Annotated in this window: 25 protein-coding genes; 15 read left to right on the forward strand and 10 right to left on the reverse strand. The window is 56.9% G+C overall.

All coding sequences use genetic code 11. From position 1 onward, the window contains the following. Positions 1-61: 61 nt before the first annotated feature. Positions 62-778 (forward strand): 16S rRNA (uracil(1498)-N(3))-methyltransferase, encoded by a 717-nt coding sequence (locus AC6EI9_RS01840; RefSeq protein ID WP_498468793.1) that lies wholly within the window; start codon positions 62-64, stop codon positions 776-778. On the opposite strand, the gene AC6EI9_RS01845 is transcribed toward AC6EI9_RS01840, so the two are convergent. Continuing rightward, positions 779-1,180: an OsmC family protein gene (locus tag AC6EI9_RS01845; protein ID WP_498468794.1), complete on the reverse strand. Its 402-nt coding sequence runs from the start codon at positions 1,178-1,180 to the stop codon at positions 779-781. A gap of 408 nt (positions 1,181-1,588) precedes the next feature. On the opposite strand from AC6EI9_RS01845, the gene AC6EI9_RS01850 reads away from it, so the two are divergent. From AC6EI9_RS01850 to AC6EI9_RS01875, 6 genes are all read left to right on the forward strand, one after another. Next, positions 1,589-2,596: a phospholipase D-like domain-containing protein gene (locus AC6EI9_RS01850; RefSeq protein ID WP_498468795.1), complete on the forward strand. Its 1,008-nt coding sequence runs from the start codon at positions 1,589-1,591 to the stop codon at positions 2,594-2,596. 9 nt (positions 2,597-2,605) lie between these two features. After that, positions 2,606-3,187, forward strand: coding sequence for a chromate transporter (locus tag AC6EI9_RS01855; protein WP_498468796.1), 582 nt, complete (start codon positions 2,606-2,608; stop codon positions 3,185-3,187). Next, positions 3,184-3,738, forward strand: a complete 555-nt coding sequence (locus tag AC6EI9_RS01860; protein ID WP_498468797.1) for a chromate transporter — start codon at positions 3,184-3,186, stop codon at positions 3,736-3,738. The genes AC6EI9_RS01855 and AC6EI9_RS01860 overlap by 4 nt, the downstream gene beginning before the upstream one ends. Before the next feature lie 157 nt (positions 3,739-3,895). Continuing rightward, entirely contained in the window at positions 3,896-4,210 is a 315-nt protein-coding gene (locus tag AC6EI9_RS01865) for a hypothetical protein (RefSeq protein ID WP_498468798.1), read from the forward strand. Continuing rightward, a complete protein-coding gene (locus AC6EI9_RS01870) occupies positions 4,210-4,440 on the forward strand; it encodes a hypothetical protein (protein ID WP_498468799.1) in 231 nt (76 codons plus the stop codon). Before AC6EI9_RS01865 ends, AC6EI9_RS01870 begins: the two co-directional genes overlap by 1 nt. Before the next feature lie 454 nt (positions 4,441-4,894). After that, positions 4,895-5,254, forward strand: a complete 360-nt coding sequence (locus tag AC6EI9_RS01875) for a CAAD domain-containing protein (RefSeq protein WP_498468800.1) — start codon at positions 4,895-4,897, stop codon at positions 5,252-5,254. A 37-nt stretch (positions 5,255-5,291) separates the two neighbouring features. Here the strand turns inward: AC6EI9_RS01875 and AC6EI9_RS01880 are convergent, their stop codons facing one another. From AC6EI9_RS01880 to AC6EI9_RS01900, 5 genes are all read right to left on the reverse strand, one after another. Continuing rightward, positions 5,292-5,498 (reverse strand): hypothetical protein, encoded by a 207-nt coding sequence (locus AC6EI9_RS01880; RefSeq protein ID WP_498468801.1) that lies wholly within the window; start codon positions 5,496-5,498, stop codon positions 5,292-5,294. Between the two features lie 134 nt (positions 5,499-5,632). Then, positions 5,633-6,523: an alpha/beta fold hydrolase gene (locus AC6EI9_RS01885; protein ID WP_498468802.1), complete on the reverse strand. Its 891-nt coding sequence runs from the start codon at positions 6,521-6,523 to the stop codon at positions 5,633-5,635. 183 nt (positions 6,524-6,706) lie between these two features. Then, positions 6,707-7,555 carry an acid phosphatase gene (locus tag AC6EI9_RS01890; RefSeq protein WP_498468803.1) on the reverse strand — a complete coding sequence of 283 codons (849 nt, stop codon included), beginning with the start codon at positions 7,553-7,555 and terminating at the stop codon, positions 6,707-6,709. 107 nt (positions 7,556-7,662) lie between these two features. Beyond that, positions 7,663-7,935, reverse strand: coding sequence for a hypothetical protein (locus tag AC6EI9_RS01895; protein WP_498468804.1), 273 nt, complete (start codon positions 7,933-7,935; stop codon positions 7,663-7,665). Next, entirely contained in the window at positions 7,932-8,111 is a 180-nt protein-coding gene (locus tag AC6EI9_RS01900) for a DUF3721 domain-containing protein (protein ID WP_498470128.1), read from the reverse strand. Before AC6EI9_RS01900 ends, AC6EI9_RS01895 begins: the two co-directional genes overlap by 4 nt. A 248-nt stretch (positions 8,112-8,359) precedes the next feature. Here AC6EI9_RS01900 and AC6EI9_RS01905 point away from each other — a divergent pair, with 248 nt between their 5' ends. The 4 genes from AC6EI9_RS01905 to AC6EI9_RS01920 all read left to right on the forward strand — a co-directional run bounded on the left by AC6EI9_RS01905 (position 8,360) and on the right by AC6EI9_RS01920 (position 14,571). Then, positions 8,360-8,767 carry an efflux RND transporter periplasmic adaptor subunit gene (locus tag AC6EI9_RS01905; protein ID WP_498468805.1) on the forward strand — a complete coding sequence of 136 codons (408 nt, stop codon included), beginning with the start codon at positions 8,360-8,362 and terminating at the stop codon, positions 8,765-8,767. 46 nt (positions 8,768-8,813) lie between these two features. Continuing rightward, positions 8,814-11,918, forward strand: a complete 3,105-nt coding sequence (locus AC6EI9_RS01910) for an efflux RND transporter permease subunit (protein WP_498468806.1) — start codon at positions 8,814-8,816, stop codon at positions 11,916-11,918. A gap of 90 nt (positions 11,919-12,008) precedes the next feature. Next, positions 12,009-13,367 (forward strand): MFS transporter, encoded by a 1,359-nt coding sequence (locus tag AC6EI9_RS01915; RefSeq protein ID WP_498468807.1) that lies wholly within the window; start codon positions 12,009-12,011, stop codon positions 13,365-13,367. Positions 13,368-13,389: 22 nt separating this feature from the next. Continuing rightward, a complete protein-coding gene (locus tag AC6EI9_RS01920) occupies positions 13,390-14,571 on the forward strand; it encodes a saccharopine dehydrogenase NADP-binding domain-containing protein (RefSeq protein WP_498468808.1) in 1,182 nt (393 codons plus the stop codon). A gap of 22 nt (positions 14,572-14,593) precedes the next feature. On the opposite strand, the gene AC6EI9_RS01925 is transcribed toward AC6EI9_RS01920, so the two are convergent. Both AC6EI9_RS01925 and AC6EI9_RS01930 read right to left on the reverse strand, forming a co-directional pair. After that, positions 14,594-15,382 carry a formylglycine-generating enzyme family protein gene (locus tag AC6EI9_RS01925; protein ID WP_498468809.1) on the reverse strand — a complete coding sequence of 263 codons (789 nt, stop codon included), beginning with the start codon at positions 15,380-15,382 and terminating at the stop codon, positions 14,594-14,596. 74 nt (positions 15,383-15,456) lie between these two features. Then, positions 15,457-16,893 (reverse strand): sulfatase-like hydrolase/transferase, encoded by a 1,437-nt coding sequence (locus tag AC6EI9_RS01930; RefSeq protein ID WP_498468810.1) that lies wholly within the window; start codon positions 16,891-16,893, stop codon positions 15,457-15,459. Between the two features lie 165 nt (positions 16,894-17,058). Between AC6EI9_RS01930 and AC6EI9_RS01935 the strand changes: the two genes are divergently transcribed. From AC6EI9_RS01935 to AC6EI9_RS01945, 3 genes are read left to right on the forward strand one after another with little or no spacing between them, the layout of a single operon-like run. Continuing rightward, the gene (locus AC6EI9_RS01935; RefSeq protein ID WP_498468811.1) at positions 17,059-17,775 is read left to right on the forward strand and encodes a class I SAM-dependent methyltransferase; all 717 of its coding nucleotides are present in this window, start codon (positions 17,059-17,061) and stop codon (positions 17,773-17,775) included. Between the two features lies 1 nt (position 17,776). Continuing rightward, a complete protein-coding gene (locus AC6EI9_RS01940) occupies positions 17,777-18,934 on the forward strand; it encodes an NAD(P)/FAD-dependent oxidoreductase (protein WP_498470129.1) in 1,158 nt (385 codons plus the stop codon). Beyond that, positions 18,925-20,022 carry a type III polyketide synthase gene (locus tag AC6EI9_RS01945; RefSeq protein WP_498468812.1) on the forward strand — a complete coding sequence of 366 codons (1,098 nt, stop codon included), beginning with the start codon at positions 18,925-18,927 and terminating at the stop codon, positions 20,020-20,022. The genes AC6EI9_RS01940 and AC6EI9_RS01945 overlap by 10 nt, the downstream gene beginning before the upstream one ends. A gap of 29 nt (positions 20,023-20,051) precedes the next feature. Here AC6EI9_RS01945 and AC6EI9_RS01950 read toward each other — a convergent pair whose 3' ends face one another. Both AC6EI9_RS01950 and AC6EI9_RS01955 read right to left on the reverse strand, forming a co-directional pair. Then, entirely contained in the window at positions 20,052-20,714 is a 663-nt protein-coding gene (locus AC6EI9_RS01950; RefSeq protein ID WP_498468813.1) for a hypothetical protein, read from the reverse strand. A gap of 20 nt (positions 20,715-20,734) precedes the next feature. Beyond that, the gene (locus AC6EI9_RS01955) at positions 20,735-21,214 is read right to left on the reverse strand and encodes a nucleoside deaminase (protein ID WP_498468814.1); all 480 of its coding nucleotides are present in this window, start codon (positions 21,212-21,214) and stop codon (positions 20,735-20,737) included. A gap of 544 nt (positions 21,215-21,758) precedes the next feature. Between AC6EI9_RS01955 and AC6EI9_RS01960 the strand changes: the two genes are divergently transcribed. Continuing rightward, the gene (locus AC6EI9_RS01960; RefSeq protein ID WP_498468815.1) at positions 21,759-22,100 is read left to right on the forward strand and encodes a hypothetical protein; all 342 of its coding nucleotides are present in this window, start codon (positions 21,759-21,761) and stop codon (positions 22,098-22,100) included. Position 22,101 lies beyond the last annotated feature (1 nt).

Raw genomic sequence — 22,101 nt, forward strand, 5'->3', positions numbered from 1 at the left:
GCTGCATGCAATTCATGACCAGGCATGCGAATGTCAAAGCCGTTCAGCAACGATCAGCAGCATGAATCTGATCCTGCTTTATGCCGACGACGTCTGGTCTGGATCCAGCTGTTTTTTGGCCAATGGTCGTCGCACCCAACACATCCATACGGTTCTGCAAGCGGTGGTCGGCGACACGCTCCGGGTCGGGTTATTTGGCGGTGCTCAGGGGAGCGCTCGTGTTGATGCCATCGATGACGAGGGTGTGACGCTGTCTGTGCAGTTGACGCAATCACCGCCGCCAAGGCATCGCTTCGACATCGTGCTGGCACTTCCTCGTCCAAAAATGCTGCGGCGGATTCTGCGTACCGTCGCGGAATTTGGGGTTTCAAACCTCCATCTGATCAACAGTGCCAGGGTCGACAAGAGTTATTGGCAGTCACCTCTGCTGTCGCAGGCCAAGCTCGATGAAGCTTTGATTGCGGGGATGGAACGCTCGCAGGACACGATCGCTCCGGTGGTGCACTGTCATCCACGCTTTCGACCTTTTGTGGAGGACGAGCTTCTCCAGCTTTGCAACGGTCGGCCCTGCTGGATCACTGATAAGGGAGCAGCGACTGCCCTGTCGCAGACCCCTGCAAGACCTGCTCTGGTCATGATCGGTCCGGAGGGAGGATTTGTCCCCTTCGAGATCGAGCTTGCAACCTCGATTGTGGCCAAGCGAGTTCATCTTGGTGAACGCACTCTCAGTGTCGACACCGCCCTGCCGGCGGTCCTGGCCCAGGGTCTGGCGCTGTAATCAACTCCAGATCAGCTCCAGTTCAATCGATGGATCAAGGCTGCGTTTCACAGGACATTGCTCGGCCACGCGTTGCAGTAAAGCGCGCTGTTCGTTGCTGAGCTGCTGGGGCAGTTTCAGATGGACGCGCAGCTTCGCCACCTTGCGGGGAGCTGACTGGGTCATCTGTTTGTCCACCTCGGCAGTGCTCCCCTCAAGGGACCAGTTCCTGCTCCTGGCGGTGATACCCATGATGGTGAGCATGCAGGTTGCGACGGATGTGGCCAGAAGGTCGGTGGGGGAGAACTCTTCGCCTTTGCCGGCGTTGTCGAGCGGAGCGTCGGTCATCAACACGGCACCAGATCCATGGTGTGTGGCTTCACAGCGCAGTTCACCGCTATACCGACAGGAAACAGTGGGCATGACGTCCCTTCAGATGGTGTGTTCAATTTGACAGCACAATCCGTGACTGCTCGATTCTTTGTGGTGTGCTCACAATGAATCCGAATCCACGTTTTCGCTTGTGAAACTGTTGCTGTTTTAATGCTGTGTGAGTGATTCATCCCCAGATGATCAATGTCCCCTGCTGTGGCGATCAATCTGATCAATATTTTGTCAGGACTTTTCTGGTGATTTGATGATTAAATTACCATTGGCTAATGGTTGCTAAAAATATGTGTGGCATTCTATTTGTGTTGGAGCTAGGGTTCACCCCCTTTGAGCGCATGATGCTTTGTCAATAACCTTCTGGCACTCAGTGATACTTGGCCAGCATGCCTGTTGTGGCTAGTTTGTGAAAGTCAATACTGCCTGGTTTTACGGGAAGCTGATATGGCTACTGGAGTAACGAGTCAGGGGCATCACCAACGTTTGCTGGTGATGCCTGATGACGGGGAACAAGCAGTACTGGATCTGCTTGCGTCAGCAAAAAAGAGTCTGCGTATTAAGCAATTCAAGTTGCAGGCTCCAGCTGTGATCAAGGCTATGCAAGACGCCCATGATCGAGGGGTGAAAGTGCAGATCATGTTGAACCCTCACACATCAGGCGGGGTTCGATGGAACGATGAGGCGTTTGAAATCTTCAAGAAATCAGGGGTGGATGTGCGCTGGACAAGCGAGTCCTTTCCTGTAACTCATGAAAAATCAATTGTTGTTGATGATGAATTTGCGTTGATTGCTACATTTAATCTTGCTGAAAAATACTTCACCCTGACCAGGGATCATGGGTTGGTGACTTACAACCAAGACGCGGTCAACCAGGTCATTGCTGGCTTTGATGCTGATTGGAATAACCTCGAATTCAAGCCTGATCTCACGGTCGGACTGGTCTGGAGCAACCTTCATAGTCGCGGTCAGATTGCAAAACTGATTGACTCCTCAACCACGCATTTGTGGATTCATCATCCCAAATTTGTTGATGCTGTGATCCTCGATCGGATTGTTGAAGCCTGTGTCAGGGGCGTCAAGGTTCACCTGTTATGTGGTGGCAAGCATGGCATTTCTGACTGGGATATTTACGACACTTTTGGAAATTTACGTGTGATGTCGCGTTTTGGCGTCAAAATTCGCCGACAGAAGCATTTAAAATTGCACACAAAGATGATTATTGTTGATAAAAAATCGGCAGTGATTGGCTCCATGAATATTGACAGAAGCGCCTTTGATGTTCGCCGAGAGCTGGGAATGGAAACGGACGCTCCAGAAGTGATTGCGCGCTGTTGTCAAATCTTTGAGTCGGATTGGCATGAAGCCAAGGATTATTTAGCGCCGGATCCTCTCGATCCTTCCTTGCATGATTGCGGAGAGTTGTCGCCGGATCCGAATTTCATCCATGAGTGATCAGGATCCATGAGTGATCAATCCGGTTCCGAGTTGCAGTCCAATCAAGCTGTTGATCCAGGCCTTCGCGAACTTTTTGTTTGCATGACGCAGGTTGCTTTCTCTGCCTTTGGTGGAGGAATGTCTCTCTGGAGTCACCGCATCATTGTTGAGAGGCGTCATTGGATGACCTCTGAATCCTTTGTCACGGGATTGACCGTTGCACGTCTTTTCCCAGGACCGAATCAGATCAATATGTCGGTGTACATCGGTTCAATCTTCAAAGGTGTGCCTGGATCCCTTGCTGCAACTGCAGGAATCATTCTTCTCCCTTTCACATTCTTGATGTTGTTGGGCCTGATCTATTTCAATGTCAGTGAAATTTCTGAGGTCAATCGTCTTCTTGCTGGTCTCGCCGCGGCAGCTGCAGGGATGGCACTGTCCATGGGCTTTAAAATATTGGATGTTTATAAAAAAGATTATCTCGCCCTGACGATTGCGGTGATCGTTTTTGTCTGTCTTCAGGGATTCAGGTTTCCATTGATTCCTGTTGTTCTCGTGGCAGGTGCGATTTCGATGAGTTTGTACTGGCCTCGGGGGCAACGTCGATGACGGCAATTCAAACGTGGTGGCATGTGGTGCTCCTGTTCCTGAAACTCTCGCTGTTTTCGATCGGTGGCGGTAACACTCTTCTGCAGGCTTACCACCATGAAGTGGTTGAGACTTTTGGCTGGCTTACGAACCGTCAATTCTCTGATCTTTATGGTCTGGCGGAGGCTGCACCGGGGCCAAGTTCCATGTTCGCAGGCCTTCTGGGTCTTGGAGCAGGCTGGAAGCACGGACCAGTCTGGGCTCTGATCACGGGTTACTCCGCTGAGATTGCGATTTTGCTGCCATCCACAGTGGTCATGCTGATTGCATCGGTCTATTGGAATCGCTGGCGTGACTCCCCATGGCGGATGGCTTTTGAACGGGGTCTCGGGCCGGTGACGCTTGGCATTCTGTTTTCTGTGAGCGTCACGATCCTGAAAACAGCCAATCACAGCTTGATCGCTTATGCACTGTCGTTCATGGTTTGCTTCTTTGTTTTGAAGACCAAGATTTCACCGCTTGTTTTTATTGGGGTCTGTGGTCTTGCTGGCGTTCTCGGGTTTGTGCGTTGAGCTGGGGGATCGGATCGAATCGTTCAATGCTCAGGATCAAGGGTTTCTGCGGACAGGTGAACCACCGGCTCTTCTTCAGCTGATTGTCCCGTCATCTGATGGCTATAACCCTGTTGCACTTCATTGTTAATGCCTGTCCTTAATGGACAATGACGACATGACAGACAACAGCGAACTTGCCGGATTGCAGGCTCTCGTCGCCGACGTCGGCGGCGGCAATGTGATTGATGCCGAACTGCTTGAAGGATGCACGGTTCAGGCGCATGAGCTCGATGAGATGGATGAGGATCAGGCTGCTCGTGTGGCGGCGCACTGTTTCTCCGTTCTCTTTGATCACAAGGTTGAGCAGCTTGAGGGCACGGCTGCCGATGCTGTCATTGGGGTCTGGCGAGGCAAGGTTGACGGCTTTGCTTTCACCATCAGCCGTGAAGATCTCGGCGACCTGGTGCTTGATTTCAGCGTTCCTGATTAATGACCATTGATGAGCTGCGTCAGGACCTGTCCCAACGGATTGGTCGACCTGTTGAATTGCTGCTGACGCGGGATGGCGACGCTGTGATTGAGTTATCCGATCTCTACCAACCCACTCCAGCTGGTTTTGGAGGACGGTTGCGTCTTCGTGATGGAACAGCGATGACCTGGGAGCTGTGGCTGGAGGATGGTGACAGCTGGAACTTTCACAGCGCCCCGTTGATGGTGTGATCACGAGCTGGTGATCGATGCCTGTGGTTTTTGCGGCCCAGCTCCACGCTGATCTGTGGATCAGTGATGCTTCTGCTGTTGTGGTCAGTTTGAATTCGTCGCCTTATGGGTCTCTGATCGGTCCGGGATCGGCAGTTCGCGTGAACAGGATGGATCTTTGTTGCGCTGATTGTTGAGTAGTGTGTTCCAGTCGCCGGGTGTTGATGAGATTTGTTGTGAGAGTTTTTGTTTGCTGAATTTATTGTTCTGGGCTTGTGCTTCTCCCGCATATTGGCAGCTTGATTGCTGAGGTGTACAGGTGAGTGAAAGTTCTGGTCAAAGTGGTGATTTGCCATTCAAAGAGCCTGTTGAGGCTGCCGAGCTGAATCTCGGTGGTGGCCCAGTTGAGGCTGAAGAGGTTCAAAATGTTGAAATCACAAAGACTCCACAGGATGCCCTCCAATCGCCGTCATCCTTGGCGTCTGAGGAACCTGGAGATGAACTCTCTGTCTCTCACCTGCTCCAACAGCTTTCGCTTGGATTGGATTCACTGAAACAGTTGAATCTTGAAGGTTTTAAACAGATTTATCCAATCTTTCTGATTGTCTTTGGCTCTGTGATTCTCGGCTTGATGTTGTCGTTTGTCACCACTTTTTTGAGCTCAATCAATCATCTGCCCATTGTTGGTGGATTATTCCAGGGAGTGGCCGAGCTGATTGGCCTGGTTGCTGTTGTGCGATTGATCACAGCAAATTTGTTGTTGCAACATCGACGTGCGGAATTGTTCGCTCGAATCGCCGCCTTGAAAAAAGACTTACTGGGAGAGCAGAAATGAAAGCTTGGGTTGGTCTGACCTGCCTGATGACCAGCCCTTATTCCTCGATCACAAATCCAAAGCTCTTGAAAATCTCGTCGTTGGCGTGAATGATTTTTCGAGCGCCTTCCTGCTGCTTGACAGCAAATCCAGTTTGAGCAAGACGCCTCATCAGAGCAGCTGTGTCTTCGAATCGTTCAGCCATGTCTTCAAGAGTTCCGCAATCTGCGGAGAGTGTGGATTCATTCCAGGTGAAGGAGGCCATGGCGATGTCGGAAGAGGGTGAACCAGTGCTGCGTCAGTGCAGATTTGACATGACTTTAAAGCTTTTGTCTGAGCACTGCCGACGTCACGGGTCTTCGTGACTCTGCCTCTGGTTCAGTTGGCGCTGATGCTCTTTCAGTTGGCGCTGATGCTCTGTGCCAGTTTTTCGCCGAATTCCTCATGCAGCCCAAGGCGTCCGTCGATGTCAGAGGCACGATCTGCCTTGTCTGCCAGCGTCAACATCTCCTGTTTCGATCGAGGTGGTGCTTCGTTGGCCAGCACCACATGCAGGGGGCAGTGCAGGTTTTGAATCTGTGCCAACCACCAGCGCGAGTCGGAGGCCGCGTCCAAGCCTCCGGTGACAAACGCCACGCTCGCAAAACGAGCTCCCGGCTGCCGACTGATCTGTTGCTGCTCACGCAGACGTTGAGGCGTCAGAAGGCTGCGATCGACCCAGACATGGCGACGCAGCATCAGTTTCAGAATTGGTCGACTGGTGTTGAGTCGATAAAGAAGCGGACCTATCAGTGGCAGTTCCACCAGCCGTCTGACCCAGTGGAAGCTCGTCCCTGTTCGTCCGGTCATGGTGGGCAGCGGACCTCGGAACGTGGGTGCAACAACCACGATCTGTGCCCATTGCCGTGAGCATTGCTCGGCTAGGCCGAGAGCGATGGGAACACTGTGGCCAGCCGCCACAACGTTGATCTTGCCCAGATCAGCGCGTTGAAGGTGTTGAAGAATGCCTGTTAAAGCCACACGCAGAGCATCGGCGTTGTAGGCCATTGCCGGACGTTCGCTATCTCCGAATCCCGGCCAATCGAAGCTCACCAGCTGACAGCGTTCACCCATCGCATCAGCAAAGTCATGCCACTCGCCCCGGCTCGACACGGTGCTCAAGGCTGGTAGCAGCAGCCAGAGTTCGCCGTTCTCTGGACCTCGACGTTCCAGGGTGACACGAACGTCGCGGCCATTCAGGTTGACGTGGAGATTTTCGGGTACACCACCGATCCGGGAACGAAGGTTCATGGTGACGTCGAGGTATTCGACTTCTTGCAGGGTTCCAGCTTCGCTCTGAAGCAGTGATCTCCCAATGGATGTTGCAAAGATTTGCCGTGTCTCACTCCTTCAGTACTGCAAGGTCGAAAAGCCACTCGCTCATTGCGGGTGGCCTGATCAGTGGCTGGATTAGTGGCCCGATGGAGCACAACCTCAGGGTTGAAAGGCTCGTCGTTCCAGGTCGCAGTCTCCGTTCGGGGACAGGCCCTGACGGCGCATGGCCTGGACTTCCGCTCTGGCGGCTCTCAGATCAGCGCGGAAGACCGGATCGTTCTGCAATTGAGCCACGGTGCCTGAGGCGATGATCTGGCTGGCTTGCACATCACTCAGCCAGTGGACATTGCAGATGTAGCGGCTCTTTCCGTACTCAATTCCTCTGGCCAGGATGACATCGCGACGTTCCGGTGCGAGCTCACTGAGAACCAGTGCCCATGCCCATCCGGCAGCGGTGTGTCCGGATGGGTAGGAGCCATCGCCTCTCAGCAGGGTTTCCTCGTCGGGTGTGCAGATTGGCTTGCCGTTGACCATGAACGGCCTGGGGCGTTGATAGTTGTTTTTGGCCTTGTAGGTCGCCAGACCGGCGTCGGTCAGTGTGCGTCGCAGCAGGGTGTAAAGCCTTGGTGTTCCTTCCTCGGTGATCGGCACGCCAAGAGCGCAGGAGTAGATCGCTGCGGCCTCAGGGAAATGCAGATTGGCATCAATCGCTGCCACCTCCCAGCGTGGGCCTCCCTGGAGCGGGAAGGTTGATTCGGCATTGGCCACATCCAGGTCGTAGGCCATGGAACCCTTCATGGGATGCGCTGGCAGAAGCTTCAGCGAATCGGGTACGGCATCGGGTGCCAGATAGCCCTCGAGCAGCCCATGCTTGATTGTCTTGAGATTGGTTGGTGAACCAACATCCGGTTCGCAGTACGTCGGTGTCTGCGCTCCTGCTGGCAGGCCTGCAACGCTGATGCCTGCCATCAACCCGATCGCAGCGCAGCTGTAAGCGAATCGACTCATTGTTGGTTGTTGTCCGTTCGTTAACGGCTTAGCAACTGGGAGATTCCGTCCCAACAATCACAGCTTCAGGTTTGCACTCCATGGATCAGCCGGGTCTCAAGGGCTTTTCAGCTTCGGGGCTTCATCAGCAGTGTGACTCCTGATGCTGTGATCACAACGGTCAGCACTCCCAGCAGCGCCGGATAGAACGACTGCAGGTTCAGCAAGCCGAATTTGCCGGTGTGAATCTTGAGCAACCAGAATGCATCGATTCCTTGCTCCAGCAGAACGCTGTAGAGCGAACCGCTGATTGCCGTGAGCAGGAGTGGTGCCGCTGCAATGGGAACTAGCCAGCGGTGAATGCGTCGTGCCTGACGCTGTGAATGAAGGCCCCGCTTCATTGCTGACGCAGCTGTTGATGCAATTCACGCTCATCTGCGCAGGGCATCCAGCGACCGTTGTTCTCATGAACAGAGTTGCAGCCAATCTGTTCAGCGCGTTGACGTGCTTCGGCTTCTGTTGCGTAGAGGCCTTTGCTGTGGGCCAGTGCTGGGTCAGGCATCGCCAGGCCAGACATCACAACAGCAGAGATCGAAACAACGGTTGTCCATGCAATCGCCAGCGCAGAAAAAGCCATGATTCAGATGCAGGTTCGGAACCTCGCGCAGTGTGCAATCAGCTTGAGCTCAATCAAGTCTGCCTGCGCTACGTGTGCGCTGGTTGTTGTTGAAGCCGCGTTGAGGTCTTTTGTCGCAGCTGACTGGTGTCACAACAGTGGCCATTGATAACCATTCTCATCACAATGGATGCAACTTCAGATTGTGCATGCGCGCTCTCGTTTTCACATGTATGGCCGCCATGGCCGGTATCGGTGGTTTTGATCAATCTCCAGTGTTGGCTCATGCCGGTCATGGCGATGAGTTTGTCCAGACCGGTTCCGTAGGCCAGGTGAAGGCCAATCCCAGCCGCGATCAGATGCTCGGGATCGTCTCTGAAAAGCCCAAAATGGAGGCCAATGGCCAGTTGAGTGTGCCGAACGTTGCCATCGTCAGGGCCTATGGACAGCCCTACGTCTTTGTCTTCAGCGGAACCACCTACGACCCGGTGGTCATCAAGCCAGGCGCTGTTTCTGTGAATCGCACGGTGGTTCTCGACGGTGTGACGGAAGACGAGCAGATTGTCGTCTCCGGTGCTTTGTCGATCTTCGCTGAATCGCAGAAGAACAAGCGCTGAACGTCGTCTTTCTCTCTCTGTCTTTCAGCGATTCAACAGTTCATCGATGTTCAACAATCTGCTGAACGACATTCTGCGCTGGTCGATTGCCCGCAGATGGCTTGTGCTGATCAGCTCCTTGCTGATCAGCCTCCTCGGCGTGATCAACGTGCTGCAGATGCCGTTGGATGTGTTTCCGCCATTTGCACCACCTCAGGTTGACATTCAGACCGTTGCGCCCGGTCTGGCTCCCGAGCAGGTCGAGCATCAGATCAGTGAGCCGATCGAGGCTGCTGTGAACGGCCTTGGGGGAGTGGATCTGGTTCGATCCGCGTCCAAACCTGGTCTGTCGATGGTGCAGGTGGTGTTTCGTGATTCGGCCCGCTTGGATCGTGCCCGGCTGGCCGTGTCGGAACGCTTGCAGCAAGTGCGGATGCAACTTCCTGAGTCGGCAGAGGCTCCGGAAATTTCGCCGTTGCTCTCGCCTCTGGGAACGATTCTTCAATACGCGTTCACGCTCCCGGAGACCGCCTCCCCCGAGCAGGCGTTGCAGCTGCGCACCGTTGTGCAGCGCACCTACGAACATCCTCTGCTGGCCATTCCCGGTGTGGCGCAGGTCACGATCTACGGCGGTGACAGTCCTCAGACCCAGTTGCAACTTGATCTCAAGGCTCTGCGGGATCAGGATGTCGCCCTGAATGAGCTGGTTGAAGCAGCTGGCAACGCTCAGTTCAATGGCCGTGGCGGGGTGCAGATTTCCGGTGGTCAGGAGCGTCTGATCCTCAGCGACCACGCCATCAGCAACGACGACGACATCACAGATTCGGTGGTGCGTGCGGGTGATGGTCGTGCCATTCCGCTGGGCTTGCTTGCGGAGGTGAGATCCGGAGCTGCGCTGCGGCGTGGCGAGGCCAGCCTGAACGGACAACCGGCTGTGGTGTTGATGATCAACAAGCAGCCTGATGTGGATACGCCTCAGCTGACGCGCACTGTTGAAGACAGAATGCGACAGCTTCAGTCGTCACTTCCCGCGGATGTCTCGGTCACACAGACGTTCCGTCAGGCGAAGTTCATTGAAATCGCCATCCGCAACGTCAGTGAATCCCTGCTGCTTGGCGTGGTGATCGTTGCTGTGGTGCTGCTGTTGTTTTTGATGAACTGGCGCACGGCCCTGATTGCCCTCAGTGCCATTCCTCTGTCGCTGCTTGTTGGACTGTTGTTGATGCGTGGGCTCGGCCTGCAACTCAACACCATGACCCTCGGGGGACTGGTGGTGGCGATCGGTTCCGTTGTCGACGATGCCATCGTCGACATGGAAAATTGCTACCGGGGGCTGCGCAGCAACCGGCTTCAGGACAAGCCGTTGAACCCTCTTGAGGTGGTGTTCCACACCTCGGTTGAAGTGCGACAGCCGGTGCTCTTCTCCACCTTGATCATTGTTGTGGTGTTCGCACCGATCTTCACGCTCAGTGGTGTGGAGGGGCGCATTTTCATGCCGATGGGGATCGCCTATGTGCTCTCGATCGTTGCCTCGACAGCGGTTGCGCTCACCTTGTCTCCTGCACTCTGCGCCTTGCTTCTCAGTCGTGCTCCCCTGCCGGCTGCCGCGTCATGGGTGGAATCCCGTGTTCAGCGTCTCTACAAACCTCTGCTCGAAAGTGTTCTGAGATCTCCTCGTCGCGTGCTTGTGCTGGCCGTGTCTGTGGTGATCGCCACCCTGTTGATTCTTCCCAGTCTCGGCCGTGTGTTCTTGCCTGAGTTCCGGGAGCAGTCACTGGTGAACTCGATGGTGCTCTACCCCGGTGTCTCGCTCGAGATGACCAGCCGGGCGGGTCGACTGCTCTCCAAACAGCTCCAGTCCAGCGACGATGTGGAGTGGGTGCAGGTGAGAGCCGGCCGGGCGCCGGGTGATGCTGATGGCGCCGGAGTGAACATCGGCCATGTTGATCTGGAGTTGAGTGATCAGGCGATGCGAGACCGTCCCGCTGCGATCGCCCGCATCCGTGAGGTGTTTGTTGGCCTGCCCGGCGTGGCACCCAACGTGGGTGGATTCATCTCCCACCGGATGGATGAGGTGTTGTCGGGCGTGCGCAGTGCCATTGCGATCAAGATCGCCGGTCCTGATCTGGGGGAACTGCGTGATCTCGGAGAGCAGGTCCGCGATGCGGTGAGCGAGGTTGCCGGAGTGGTTGATCTGCAGCTGGAGCCGCAGTTGCCTGTACCTCAGATCAAACTGCGGATCGATCGCGAGGCGGCGCTGCGGGACGGGGTGAGCGTCGCCGCACTGGCGCGAGCCGCTGAGGTGGCTCTGCATGGAACGACCGTTGGCCATGCTCCATCCTCCGGCGTTGCGGCACCACTTGTGGTGACGCTTCCCACTGCGCAACAGGGCGACCTGCAATCGCTGCGAGAGCTTCCGATCCGAACGGCATCAGGGGCCTTGATGCCTCTTGGTGATTTCATGACCTTCGAGCAGACGACGGGCCCCAATGAGGTCAATCGTGAGGATGTCTCCAGGCGGATCGTCGTCTCCGCCAATGTCGCCGGGCGCCCTCTTGGGCCTGTGGTGAATGACATCCGTCGCCGTGTGGATCAGTCGGTGAAACTGCCCTCTGGCTACACCCTGCGCTATGGCGGACAGTTTGAGTCTGAACAGCGTGCCACCCGTTCTCTGGTGCTCTACAGCCTGCTTGCCGCTGTGGTGATCGCGGCGGTGATGGTGGTGGCTGTTCGTTCTCTGCCGGCGACGGTTGCCATCCTGCTCAATCTCCCGCTGGCGCTGGTTGGAGGTCTTGTTGCCGTTCTGCTCAGTGGCAGCGTGCTCTCCGTGGCGTCGCTGATCGGGTTCATCACCCTGTTCGGTGTGGCAGTGCGCAATGGCCTGCTGCTGGTTGACAACTACAACCGACGCCACCAGAGGGGCGAGAGCCTCAAGGAGTTGATTCGAGCCGGCACCCTGGATCGTCTTAACGCAATCCTGATGACCGCCCTCACCTCATCCCTGGGGATGCTGCCACTGGCTCTGGCCTTCGGAGCCGGTAATGAGATCCTGCAGCCGTTGGCGATCGTGGTGCTGGGTGGCCTGATCACGTCGACCCTGCTCACGCTGGTGGTGATTCCTGCCCTGTATGCCCGCTTCGGATCCAGGTTGCTCGCTGATGTCACGCCCTGAATGTTCAGGAGTCATCCTGCTCAACCGTGGCTAGCAAAGGATGCAGCTCATTCATCAGCGACGTCCCATCGCTGAACTTTTTTCGCGTCGATGGATATGCCACAACGCCCTCCAGGAGGCAGGCCAGCGCACGATGCAGCCCAGCGCCATCTCAAGGCCTGCCACCTGCGTGCCAAGCGCGCCCGTCAGGGTTGGCGGCCCTGGATGTTGTTCGGGATCGCATCGCTCTTCTACTTCTACGAATTCTTTGCAAGGGTCGCTCCCGGGGTGCTGCACTCAGAGCTGATCAAGGTGTCCGGCGCCAGCGAAGGCGCGTTCGGCTTCTCGATGAGTCTGTATTTCCTGGCCTATGCGCCTGCTCAGCTGCTCGTCGGCCGTCTGCTGGATCGCCATGGTGTGCGTGCTGTTGCGGCTCCGGCATCGCTGCTTGTTGCACTCGGATGCCTGCTCTTCGCCACATCAAACAACATTGTGCTGATGGGTTTGGGTCGTTTTCTTCAGGGGCTCGGCAGTTCTGTGGCCTATCTGGGTGTGATCTACCTTTCACTGATCTGGCTGCCGCCTCAACGTCACGGCATGGTCCCGGGGATGGTCACCGGTATCGGCACGCTGGGTGCGGCGACGGCGCAGTTTCCTCTGCTGCTGATTTCAGATCACTTCGGATGGAGGATGCCGCTGTTGATCTGCACAGTGGCCGGCATCGTCATCGCCTGGCTGATCTGGAGCTTTCTGCCGAGACGACCGACATGGTTTATGGAGCTGATGCGAGAGGACGGCTTTGATCCGGACAGCCCCGAGCCGATGGGATTTCAGCTCAACAGAATTCTGCACAAACGCAGTCTCTGGATTCTTGCGCTGGCTGCCGCGGGGATTTATTTGCCGGTTTCTGTGATCGGTGATCTCTGGGGTGTGTCCTTCTTCAGCATCGAGGCCGGTCTTCCCGATGATCAGGCCAGCTTGATCACCACCCTGGTGTTCATCGGCTTCGCCCTCGGTGGTGTGGTCGCTGGCCACTGGTCCGATCGCATTGGTCACCGCAAGGTCTTGTTCACCTCTGGTGCCATCAGTGCAGCCTGCTTCGCCCTGCTGCTCTGTTTCACAAGTCGTCTGCCGGTGGTCCTCGTGGCTGTGCTGGTAGCCGCTCTGGGATTCACTTCAGGTAGTCAGGTTCTGGCTTTTGTGATGGTTGCCGACACTGCCAAGCGGCATACCCGAGCGATCACGCTGGCCTTCGTCAATTTCATCGTGATGTTCTTCCCTGTGATTGTGCAGCCCACCGTGGGCCTGTTCTCTCAATGGGGGCTCCCGTCGGGACTCCGACCCTCATCGATGCAGGAACTCCAGGGATATGCGGTTGTGGTGGTGGGGATGTTGGCCGCGGCAGGCCTCAGTCTTCTCGTGCAGGACACCATTCCGCGAGATGAGGAAGGCGTTCTGATCAGCCATTGAAAACAGGCATGTTCCAGCTGTGATGAAGTCGTCTTCCACTGTTGATGTGCTCGTCGTCGGTGGCAATGGGCGTGTCGGCGCCTCAACAGTGCGTTGGCTGCATCGGCTCTCTTGCCGTTGCAGCGCGAATGCGCCACTCAGGCTTGCGATTGGCGGTCGCAGCAGGGCCCATTTTGAGGCTGTGCGCCATCGTCTCGATGTTCCGGAGCTCGTTTTCCAGCCGATGGATCTCGAGGCTGAGATGCAGTCGCTCGTCGCCGTGGTGCGTGGCGCAAATCTGGTGGTGCATACGGCAGGACCATTTCAGGGACGCACACAACCTGCTCTGCTCCGTGCCTGCATCGAAGCAGGAGTGCCGTATTGCGATGTCTGCGATGAGTACAGCCTCAGTCGCCATGCCAAGGGTCTCTCGGGAGAGGCCGCGGCGGCTGGAATCCCTGCCGTGGTGTCGTGTGGAATCTGGCCTGGCGTCAGTGCACTCATGGCTGCGGAGGCGGTGCAACAGCTTGGGGGCCCGGAGAGCTGTGAACGCATTGAGTTCAGCTTTTTCACAGCTGGAACCGGCGGTGCCGGTCCCACCATCGTGAGTGCCACCTTTCTACTGCTGGCCACCAAAGTGCTGACCTATTCGGATGGCAGGCTCACGCCCAAAGAGCCATGGACCGAGCGTCGGCAGGTTGACTTCGGTGCTGGTGGGGGCAGGCACGCCTGCTTCCTGCTCGACAACCCCGATGTGCCCACGACCGTTGAAGCGTTGGCTGTTGCCAACTGTTCCTCGCGTTTCGGCACTGCACCGGGTGTCTGGAACAGTCTGTTCGCCGCCATCAAACTGTTGCCGAGCGACTGGCTGATCAATCGGAGGGCGATGCAGGGTCTGGCAGTGGTCTCAATGCCTGTGATCAGATTGGTCGACAAGCTTGTCGGCGCCACCAATGCCATGCGTGTCGACGGCTACAGCAAAGCTGATGACAGCTCAAATTTCTCTGAAAAGGTCACGCTGCGTTGTGTGCATGCGGATCTCGAGGATTGCGTGGGTCAGGCCACAGCAGCATTCGCGATGGAGCTGCTGCGAGGGCGTTCAGGTCTCTCGTCTGCAGAGCAGACCATTCCCGCGGGTGTCTGGTACCCGGCCGAGCTGCAGGCGAAGGCACGGAACAACATCCTCCAAGTGGTCAGTGAGAAGGCTCTGCTCTGGGAGATCTGAGCGACCAGAAAAACCGTTGCGTTCAGCAGTTGCGCGAGATGCAGCGGAAGCCGAGGTGACTTGTGCTTTCGCTGGCTTCCTGAGGAGAGCGGGCAGCAGGGCGGAAGCGGAGGCAGTACTGAGGCGAGCAGAGGTGCGAACCACCCTTGATGATTTTCAGGTCGCCTCCGCGTTCGGATCCTGAGCAGCAGCAGTGCACTCCCGGATGGTCCTGCCATGCGCTTTCGGTCCATTCCCAGACATTGCCTGCCATGTCAAAAAGGCCGTAGCCATTGGCTGGGAAGCACCCGACAGGCGATGTTCCCTTCCATCCATGCGCACCTTGATTGTTAAACGGAAAGTCGCCCTGCCAGGTGTTGGCGAACAGCGTATCTCCCTGATTCGGTTGCTCGCCCCAGGTGTAGGTGGCTCCATCAAGACCTCCGCGTGCGCACCATTCCCACTCCGGCTCATGCGGCAGGGCCAGACCTGCCCAGTCCGCATAGGCGCGGGCGTCGTGCAGGGACACATGCACAACAGGGTGGTCCAGCCGCTGATCCAGGTTTGATTCGGGGCCATGGGGGTGACGCCAGTTCGCACCGGGAATCCACGCCCACCACTTGCGCCAGTCATTGAGTTGCACAGGCCCCTCTGTTCCGATGAACACCACGGAACCTTCGCGATCTTTGCGCTCAGCTGTCGTGACGTAACCGCTGTCGGCGACGAAGTCCCTGAACTCTGCGTTCGTCACCAGCCTCGACTGGATCAGCACATCGTCGACCTTCACCACAACGGTCGGTGACTCTTCGATGTAAAAAGCGGTGGATCCCATTGAAAGTGATCCACCGCGAACGTGAATGAGCTCCTGCGTCTTGGCGTTGTTCAACTGCAATTCACTCGGTTTCGTTACTGGGTAAACGACGTCATGCTGAAGGTCGGAGGATTGGGATGCTCCTTGATGGAGGTTAGATAGTTGCCGACGATCTTCATGTACGGACCCAGAACCCAGGCGCATGTTCCGACCACGTTGAATTCCTCCCTGGGATCCCTCTCGATGTGGAACACCGACGGATATCCCATCCCCTCCGCTCGATAGGCACAGACTCCCAGGGAAGATGGATTGGTCTGAGACTGGATCACCTGCTTCGGATAGATGCGCCACTGTTTCCAGCGCACAGCGGCAATTTCACCTCCGATGAAGGTGATCAGATGATCGCGATTCGATCGTTCGCTTTCACCAACGAAGAACTTCCATTGATTGACGCCGTCGTAGGGACGATCGTCGGGAAGGCTGGAGCCCAGCATTCCTGCGATGGTGGGCACAAAATCGTGGATCGACACCATTTCATTGCTTTTGCGAGCAGGAATGTTGCCCGGCCATGACACCATGCCCGGGACGCGCAGCGATCCTTCGAGCACGTCGCCGACTTCGCCCCGGAAGGGGCCCGGTGAGCTGCCCTTGAAGTCGGTGCTGATCACCTGATTCTGAACCGGTCCATTGTCAGACAGGTAGATGATGATCGTGTTGTCTCTGATTCCCGCCGCTTCGACGGCCGCCACAACCTGGCCAACGCGGTGGTCGTGCTCCATGAGCATGTCCCCGTAAGGCCCCGATGACGATCGATTTTCGAAGTCGCGGTGGGCTCCCTCCGGGTAGTGCACATGAGACCATCCGACATAGAGAAAGAAAGGATCGTCGCCGGCGGACTTCTCCTTGATGAATGACGTTGCCGCATCGGCGATGTCACCTTCAACGTGACGGCGATACGCGAGGTCATAGGGGCGAACGCGGCGCAGGCTGCCGTCATCGTTTGACTCCCAGATGTGCGACTGCGCTGCTTCGATCTGATCTTCGCTCAGGCCCGAGCGACGCATCGTCTGTGGATAGAGAGTCGCATCGGTGGTTTCCAGAATACCGACGCGGTAGGAGTCAAACCCCTGCCTGGTGGGGATGCTCTGCTCCTCCTCTCCCAGATGCCACTTGCCGACCATCCCCGTGGAGTAGCCGTTCTCCTTGCAGATTTCGGCGAGTGTCAACTCCCCCTCCTGCAGAGTGCTGGGAGTTCCGCCCACGATGATGCTGTTCAGGCCGGAGCGAACGCTGTAACGGCCGGTCATCAGGCCAGCCCGTGAGGGTGTGCAGCCGGGTTCCACAAAGAACTGGGTGAGCATCAGGCTTTTTTCAGCCAGGTCATCGAGATTCGGCGTCGGCATCCCGCGCAGATCGCCGCCGCTGCCGTAGCAGCCGAGGTCACCGAAGCCGATGTTGTCGGCGAGCATCAAAACAATGTTTGGTCGATCTGTGTCGGCCTTCCAGGAAAGGTTCCCAACGGTGCCTGTCATGTTCAGAGCGAGAGGCGTTTGTTGTTCTGATAGCTCGTTTCGTTGTTTCGCTTCTCGCCGCGAAGCTCATCTCGCACAATTGGGATCCAATCTCCTGAATCCAACCAACGCAAAGCAGTTGGCGTCGTCTGGCGCCTAGCTTTAACTGCCATTGATCTCAGACCGATGATCCCGGGTCAGGCCCCGATGCTGCGTGATCGCAGGCCTGAGGTGATGGATCAGCCTGGCCTGGATCCTGCCGAGCACGACCGGGCTCTTCGGGGTCTGCGACGCATCAATGCCATCAGCCGTTGCGTTCCAGGCTTGTTTCGCCACCTTGAATCGCTCGCGCTTGAGACCCCGACGGTTCCACTGAGTGTGCTCGAGCTGGCCTGTGGAGGAGGTGACACAGCCATTGAGCTGGCAGCGCTGGCCCAGCGACGTCAGCTGAAGATGACGATTCACGCTTGCGACCTCAACCCTGAGGCCATTCGGATCGCCCGTCGCAATGTCACCAGGCAAAACAGCAGTGTCGAATTGTTTGTTGCCGATGCGCTCGAACCGTCTGACGACAGAACGTTTGATGTGGTGTATTGCACTCTGTTCGTGCATCACCTCGACCCTCCGGAGGTTGTGCGACTGCTGTCCGTGATGTCGGCCAAGGCGCGCAGACTTGTGCTGGTGGATGATCTGATCCGCAGCCGTCTGGGCTATGCACTGGCCTGGGCTGGTACTCGCTTGTTGAGCCGTTCCTGGGTGGTGCATTACGACGGCCCGCTGTCAGTCCAGGCGGCATTTACTCCCTCGGAGATCCTCGAACTTGCCGCCCAGGCCGGCTTGCATCATCCGGTGCTTGAGCGCGGCTGGCCAGAGCGATATCGGCTTTGCTGGAGACCTCACTGAGATGAAGAACAGCTGGGATGTCGTGGTGGTTGGAGCGGGAGTTGCCGGTGGACTGGCCGCCCTCGACTGCGCGCGTCGAGGTCTGACTGTTCTTCTCGTTGAGAAGCGCTCCTTTCCTCGCTGGAAGGTTTGTGGTTGTTGCTTCAATGCCAATGCCCTGGCTGCTTTGGCGGCGGTCGACTTGCCGGACTTGATCCGTGATCAGGGAGGAGTGCCTCTCGATCAAGTGCGTCTCGGCTGGAATGGCAAGACGCTGAATCTGGGGTTACCCGGAGGCTGGGCACTGTCACGGGAGCGTTTCGATCAGGCGTTGATCCATGCTGCTGAGGCGGCAGGAGCCACGGTGAGGTTCCAGACCGGAGCAGTTCTTGAGGAGACCTGCGCCGATGAGCGAGTGGTGCGACTGCGACCTCCCGGTGGTGCACCAGCCGAGCGGGTCCGGGCCCGTGTTGTTCTGGTCGCAGCGGGCTTGCAGCATCAGGTTCTGACATCAGGCGACCGGGACACACCCTGGATCGCTCCGGACTCAAGGATTGGGGCTGGCTGCCTGATCAACGACGACGAGGTTGTTTACGCCAGCGGAACCATTCATATGGCCATCGCTCGGCGTGGTTATGTCGGTTTGGTGCGCCGCGAGGATGGTGCTCTCAACCTGGCTGCTGCTTTCGATCCCACTGCGTTGAGGTCTGCAGGTGGAGTGGCTCGTGCGGCGGAGCTGGTTCTGCGCCAGGCCGGATTCGCGATCCCTCGAGCACTGGAAACATCACGCTGGCAGTTGACCCCAGCGCTGACGCGCCGTGCCGCTGTCGTCGCGGGTGAGCGCTTTCTGCTGCTGGGTGATGCCACCGGTTATGTGGAACCCTTCACCGGTGAAGGCATGGCCTGGGCTCTCGCTGCCGGAGCGGCGGTTGCTCCTTTCGTGGAGGAGGCACAGGGAGCATGGAACGCTGATCTTGAGCTGCGCTGGCAACAGAGGCTTGAGGATCTGACGGTGAGTCGTCAGCGTTTCTGCCGACTGTTGTCGACGTTGTTGCGTCAACCGCTCGCAACAGCCGCCATGTTCAGATTGGGATGCCGTTGGCCCGCCATCCCTGAGCGTGTCATCAGTGGCCTCAATCGCGTTGTTCCCTCCACGGCCTGCCCTGATCCATGCCACTGACACTCCATGGAATCGGTACGGCAGTACCCACTCAGAGCCTGAGTCAAGAGGAAGCGCTGGAGGTGGCGCGTCGAATCAATGCCGAAAGTCCTGAACAGGCCAGGCTGATGGACCGGATCTACCAGAAGACCAAGGTGCACAACCGCGGCAGTGTGCTGCTTGCCAATGGAGCCGATGGAGATGTGAATCGGAAGCGTCTGAGTTTTTACGGCACGGAGAGTCCTGGCACGGCAGAGCGGATGCAGGCCTTTGGCGAGCATGCGGGTGAGCTTGCGTTGCAGGCCGCTCGCGAAGCGCTGAACGATTCCGGCCTAACGCCGTCGAGGATCACCCATCTCGTGACCGTGAGCTGCACCGGCTTTCAATCGCCTGGGGTCGACCTGTTCCTGATCGACAAGCTTGGACTTTCCGCTGCCGTGCAACGAACCCATGTTGGATTCATGGGATGCCACGGAGCACTCAACGGCTTACGTGTCGCCCATGCCTTTGCCGAGATGGATCCCAGTGCGGTGGTTTTGCTCTGCGCCGTTGAGCTGTGCAGCCTGCATATGTCGTATGGCTGGCATCCTGAACAGGTGGTGGCCAATGCGTTGTTCGCCGACGGAGCGGCAGCCGTTGTCGGCTCCGCCGGACCGCCAATGTCTGATCGGGATCTTGTGCTGCAGGGCAGTGGCTCGATCGTGATCCCTAACAGTGCTGATCTGATGCACTGGGAGATTGGTGATCGTGGCTTTTCGATGGGGTTATCTCCGCTTGTGCCGGCAGCGGTGGGGGCAGCACTGTTGCCCTGGTTGCAGGATTGGCTGCAGACTCGGGCCGTTGATCTCTCGGAGATCCGCAGCTGGGCCGTGCACCCAGGCGGACCGAAGATTCTCTCGACCTGTGCTGAGGCGTTGGGACTGGATCCCAGGCTTCTGGACGACTCGAGAGTCGTTCTCCAAGATCACGGCAACATGTCGTCGGCGACAATCCTGTTCATTCTCGAACGGCTGCGTCGGCGATCGGTGGCAGGTCCCTGCCTTGCATTGGCTTTTGGACCTGGTCTGAGTGCTGAGCTGGCACTTCTTGACCTTCAGGTGGTTGTCTGAACGTGGTGATTGTCCAATCAGCTCTGCTGTTACAACTTCGGTGTGTTCCAGGGAAGTCCGGGAAGCGTGGAGAACAGCGTCAGTAAAACTCCCTGCGCTGCAAGAATCGTGCCGCACCCGGCCAGAGTCCAACGCCTGGAGGTTGTCGATAACCAGTTGGCGTACAGGCGGCTGAGCCAAGGCACCAGCAGGTAACCGGTGAGTAACACCGTGATCAGGTTGCCGATCAACATGTTGAGAGGCATGGGCAGGCTGCCAAGTGTTGGCCCACTCAGCCACATCAACAGCATCACCGAGGGGTAAAGGGCCAGCCAGACCAGAAGATTCACCCTCCAGATCGGTGTTCGTGATGGTCCCTTGGCCTGAATCCACTGGTCAAAGGAGTTTGAATCCAAGCGGAAGCGATAGTGATAGCCGATCAGTTTTTCGGCTTGATTGAGCAATTCTCTGCGCTGCGGGCTGTCCAGCCAGCGGAGGCATTGCTCCAGTTCTTCAAAGCGAACATGCGTGGTGACCTTCACCACCGGATCAGTGTCTGACTCCTCATACACGACGTCCTGTCCGAGGTAACCGTTAAAAGCCTGAGCGGCATGGTTCATGCGCTCTTGAATGCTCTGGTAGTCCTGGCGCTGTGAAGCTGCGATCGAGCTGTGAATCGTGTAAACAAATTGATTTTCAGTTTGCTCAGACATGACGACTTAGGCCTTGATGCTCAATAGCGAGCCCCGTCGGGCAGCTTGCGGAATTCATCCCACACATTGCAAGCCTCACACTTGAGAATTTGTGTGAGTTTGATGTCACGCTGCGCCTTTGGTTTCTGCATGTCGTCATTGATGGCTTCATCAGAAAACAGATCGTTGTAGTCCGACCAGGACGCCGCGTAGAACACGTCGCGAATGCCGGCCCAGTAAGCCGTGGCGTAGCACATCGGACAGCATTCACAGCTGGTGTACATCACACAGCCAGACAGATCCCAGGTCCCCAGTTTCTTGCAGGCAGCTCGAATCGCATTCACTTCAGCGTGGGCGCTCGGGTCAAGATCTCTGATCACGCTGTTACCGGCCGAGGCCACGATTTCGCCGTTTTTGGCCACCACAGCTCCAAAGGGGCCCCCTGATTGATTGACGACCCCGGCTTCACGCATCTGGTGGATCGCTTCACGCATCAAGGCTTCATCGTGTTTTGCTGCCATGGCCAGGAGGAGCACTCTGTTGAATCGTGACGACGACCATCGCGTACGACAACGAAGGGAACCAAAACGACAAGCACTGGGCCGTCGACACTCACCACCCTTCAAGAACCATTTCAAGCATCGGCAGGCACAGGCAGCAAAAGCAAGATTGGGCCAAGGCTCAGCGCTGGAAGCCTTTGGTCCGGTTTGAATGCCCGGATCTGCTGGCAACACTCAGAAATTCGATGTGATCACTGGCCTGTTCATCAAGGGTGTAGTTGGCGCCCGAACCACACCAATCACATTGCCTTTGAGCACAGGCTGTTCATGCTGCTGCGATCTGGCCGGTTGTTGCTTGGCTCGTGCTCGGAGGTGGGATTCATTGCTTGCTGAGATTGCCGCTGATCCAGCCCCAGTGGTGATCTGCATGGTTGTGCGGCAAGCCGGTTGACTCAGATGGAGTGCTGCGGATCGTTCGACACCAGCCGCTGTCCATCAGGAGCCCATGATTCAGATCTCTCGGCGTCTCAAACACAACGATTGATCGGCCTCTAGACCCAGACTGGTGGGCGATTCAAGTTCTCTAAACGTTTTGCAAATGCCTTTGTTGCTTCCGCTTGGCTTGCTCCCGCTTCTGTTTGGCCATGGAGGAGGTGGAGGTGGTGCTGATTATTCCAAACATGCTTACTCCGTGTGGGCAGAAGAGCATGCAGAGAATCGCTGTGACGCTTACAAGCAGGGCATGAATTGGGATGAAGCTTTCGCCTATGCCACGGAATCCTCAGACCAAGGTTGGAGAGCTGTATTTGTCTCCTACCCTGAAAAAATGAAAGCATTCAATGCTGCTATCAAGCGAGATTGCAAGACCCTCCATGTTGAAACATGGAATCAAAAGGTCGCCAATTGAT

The sequence above is a fragment of the Synechococcus sp. MIT2312 genome (assembly GCF_059772315.1).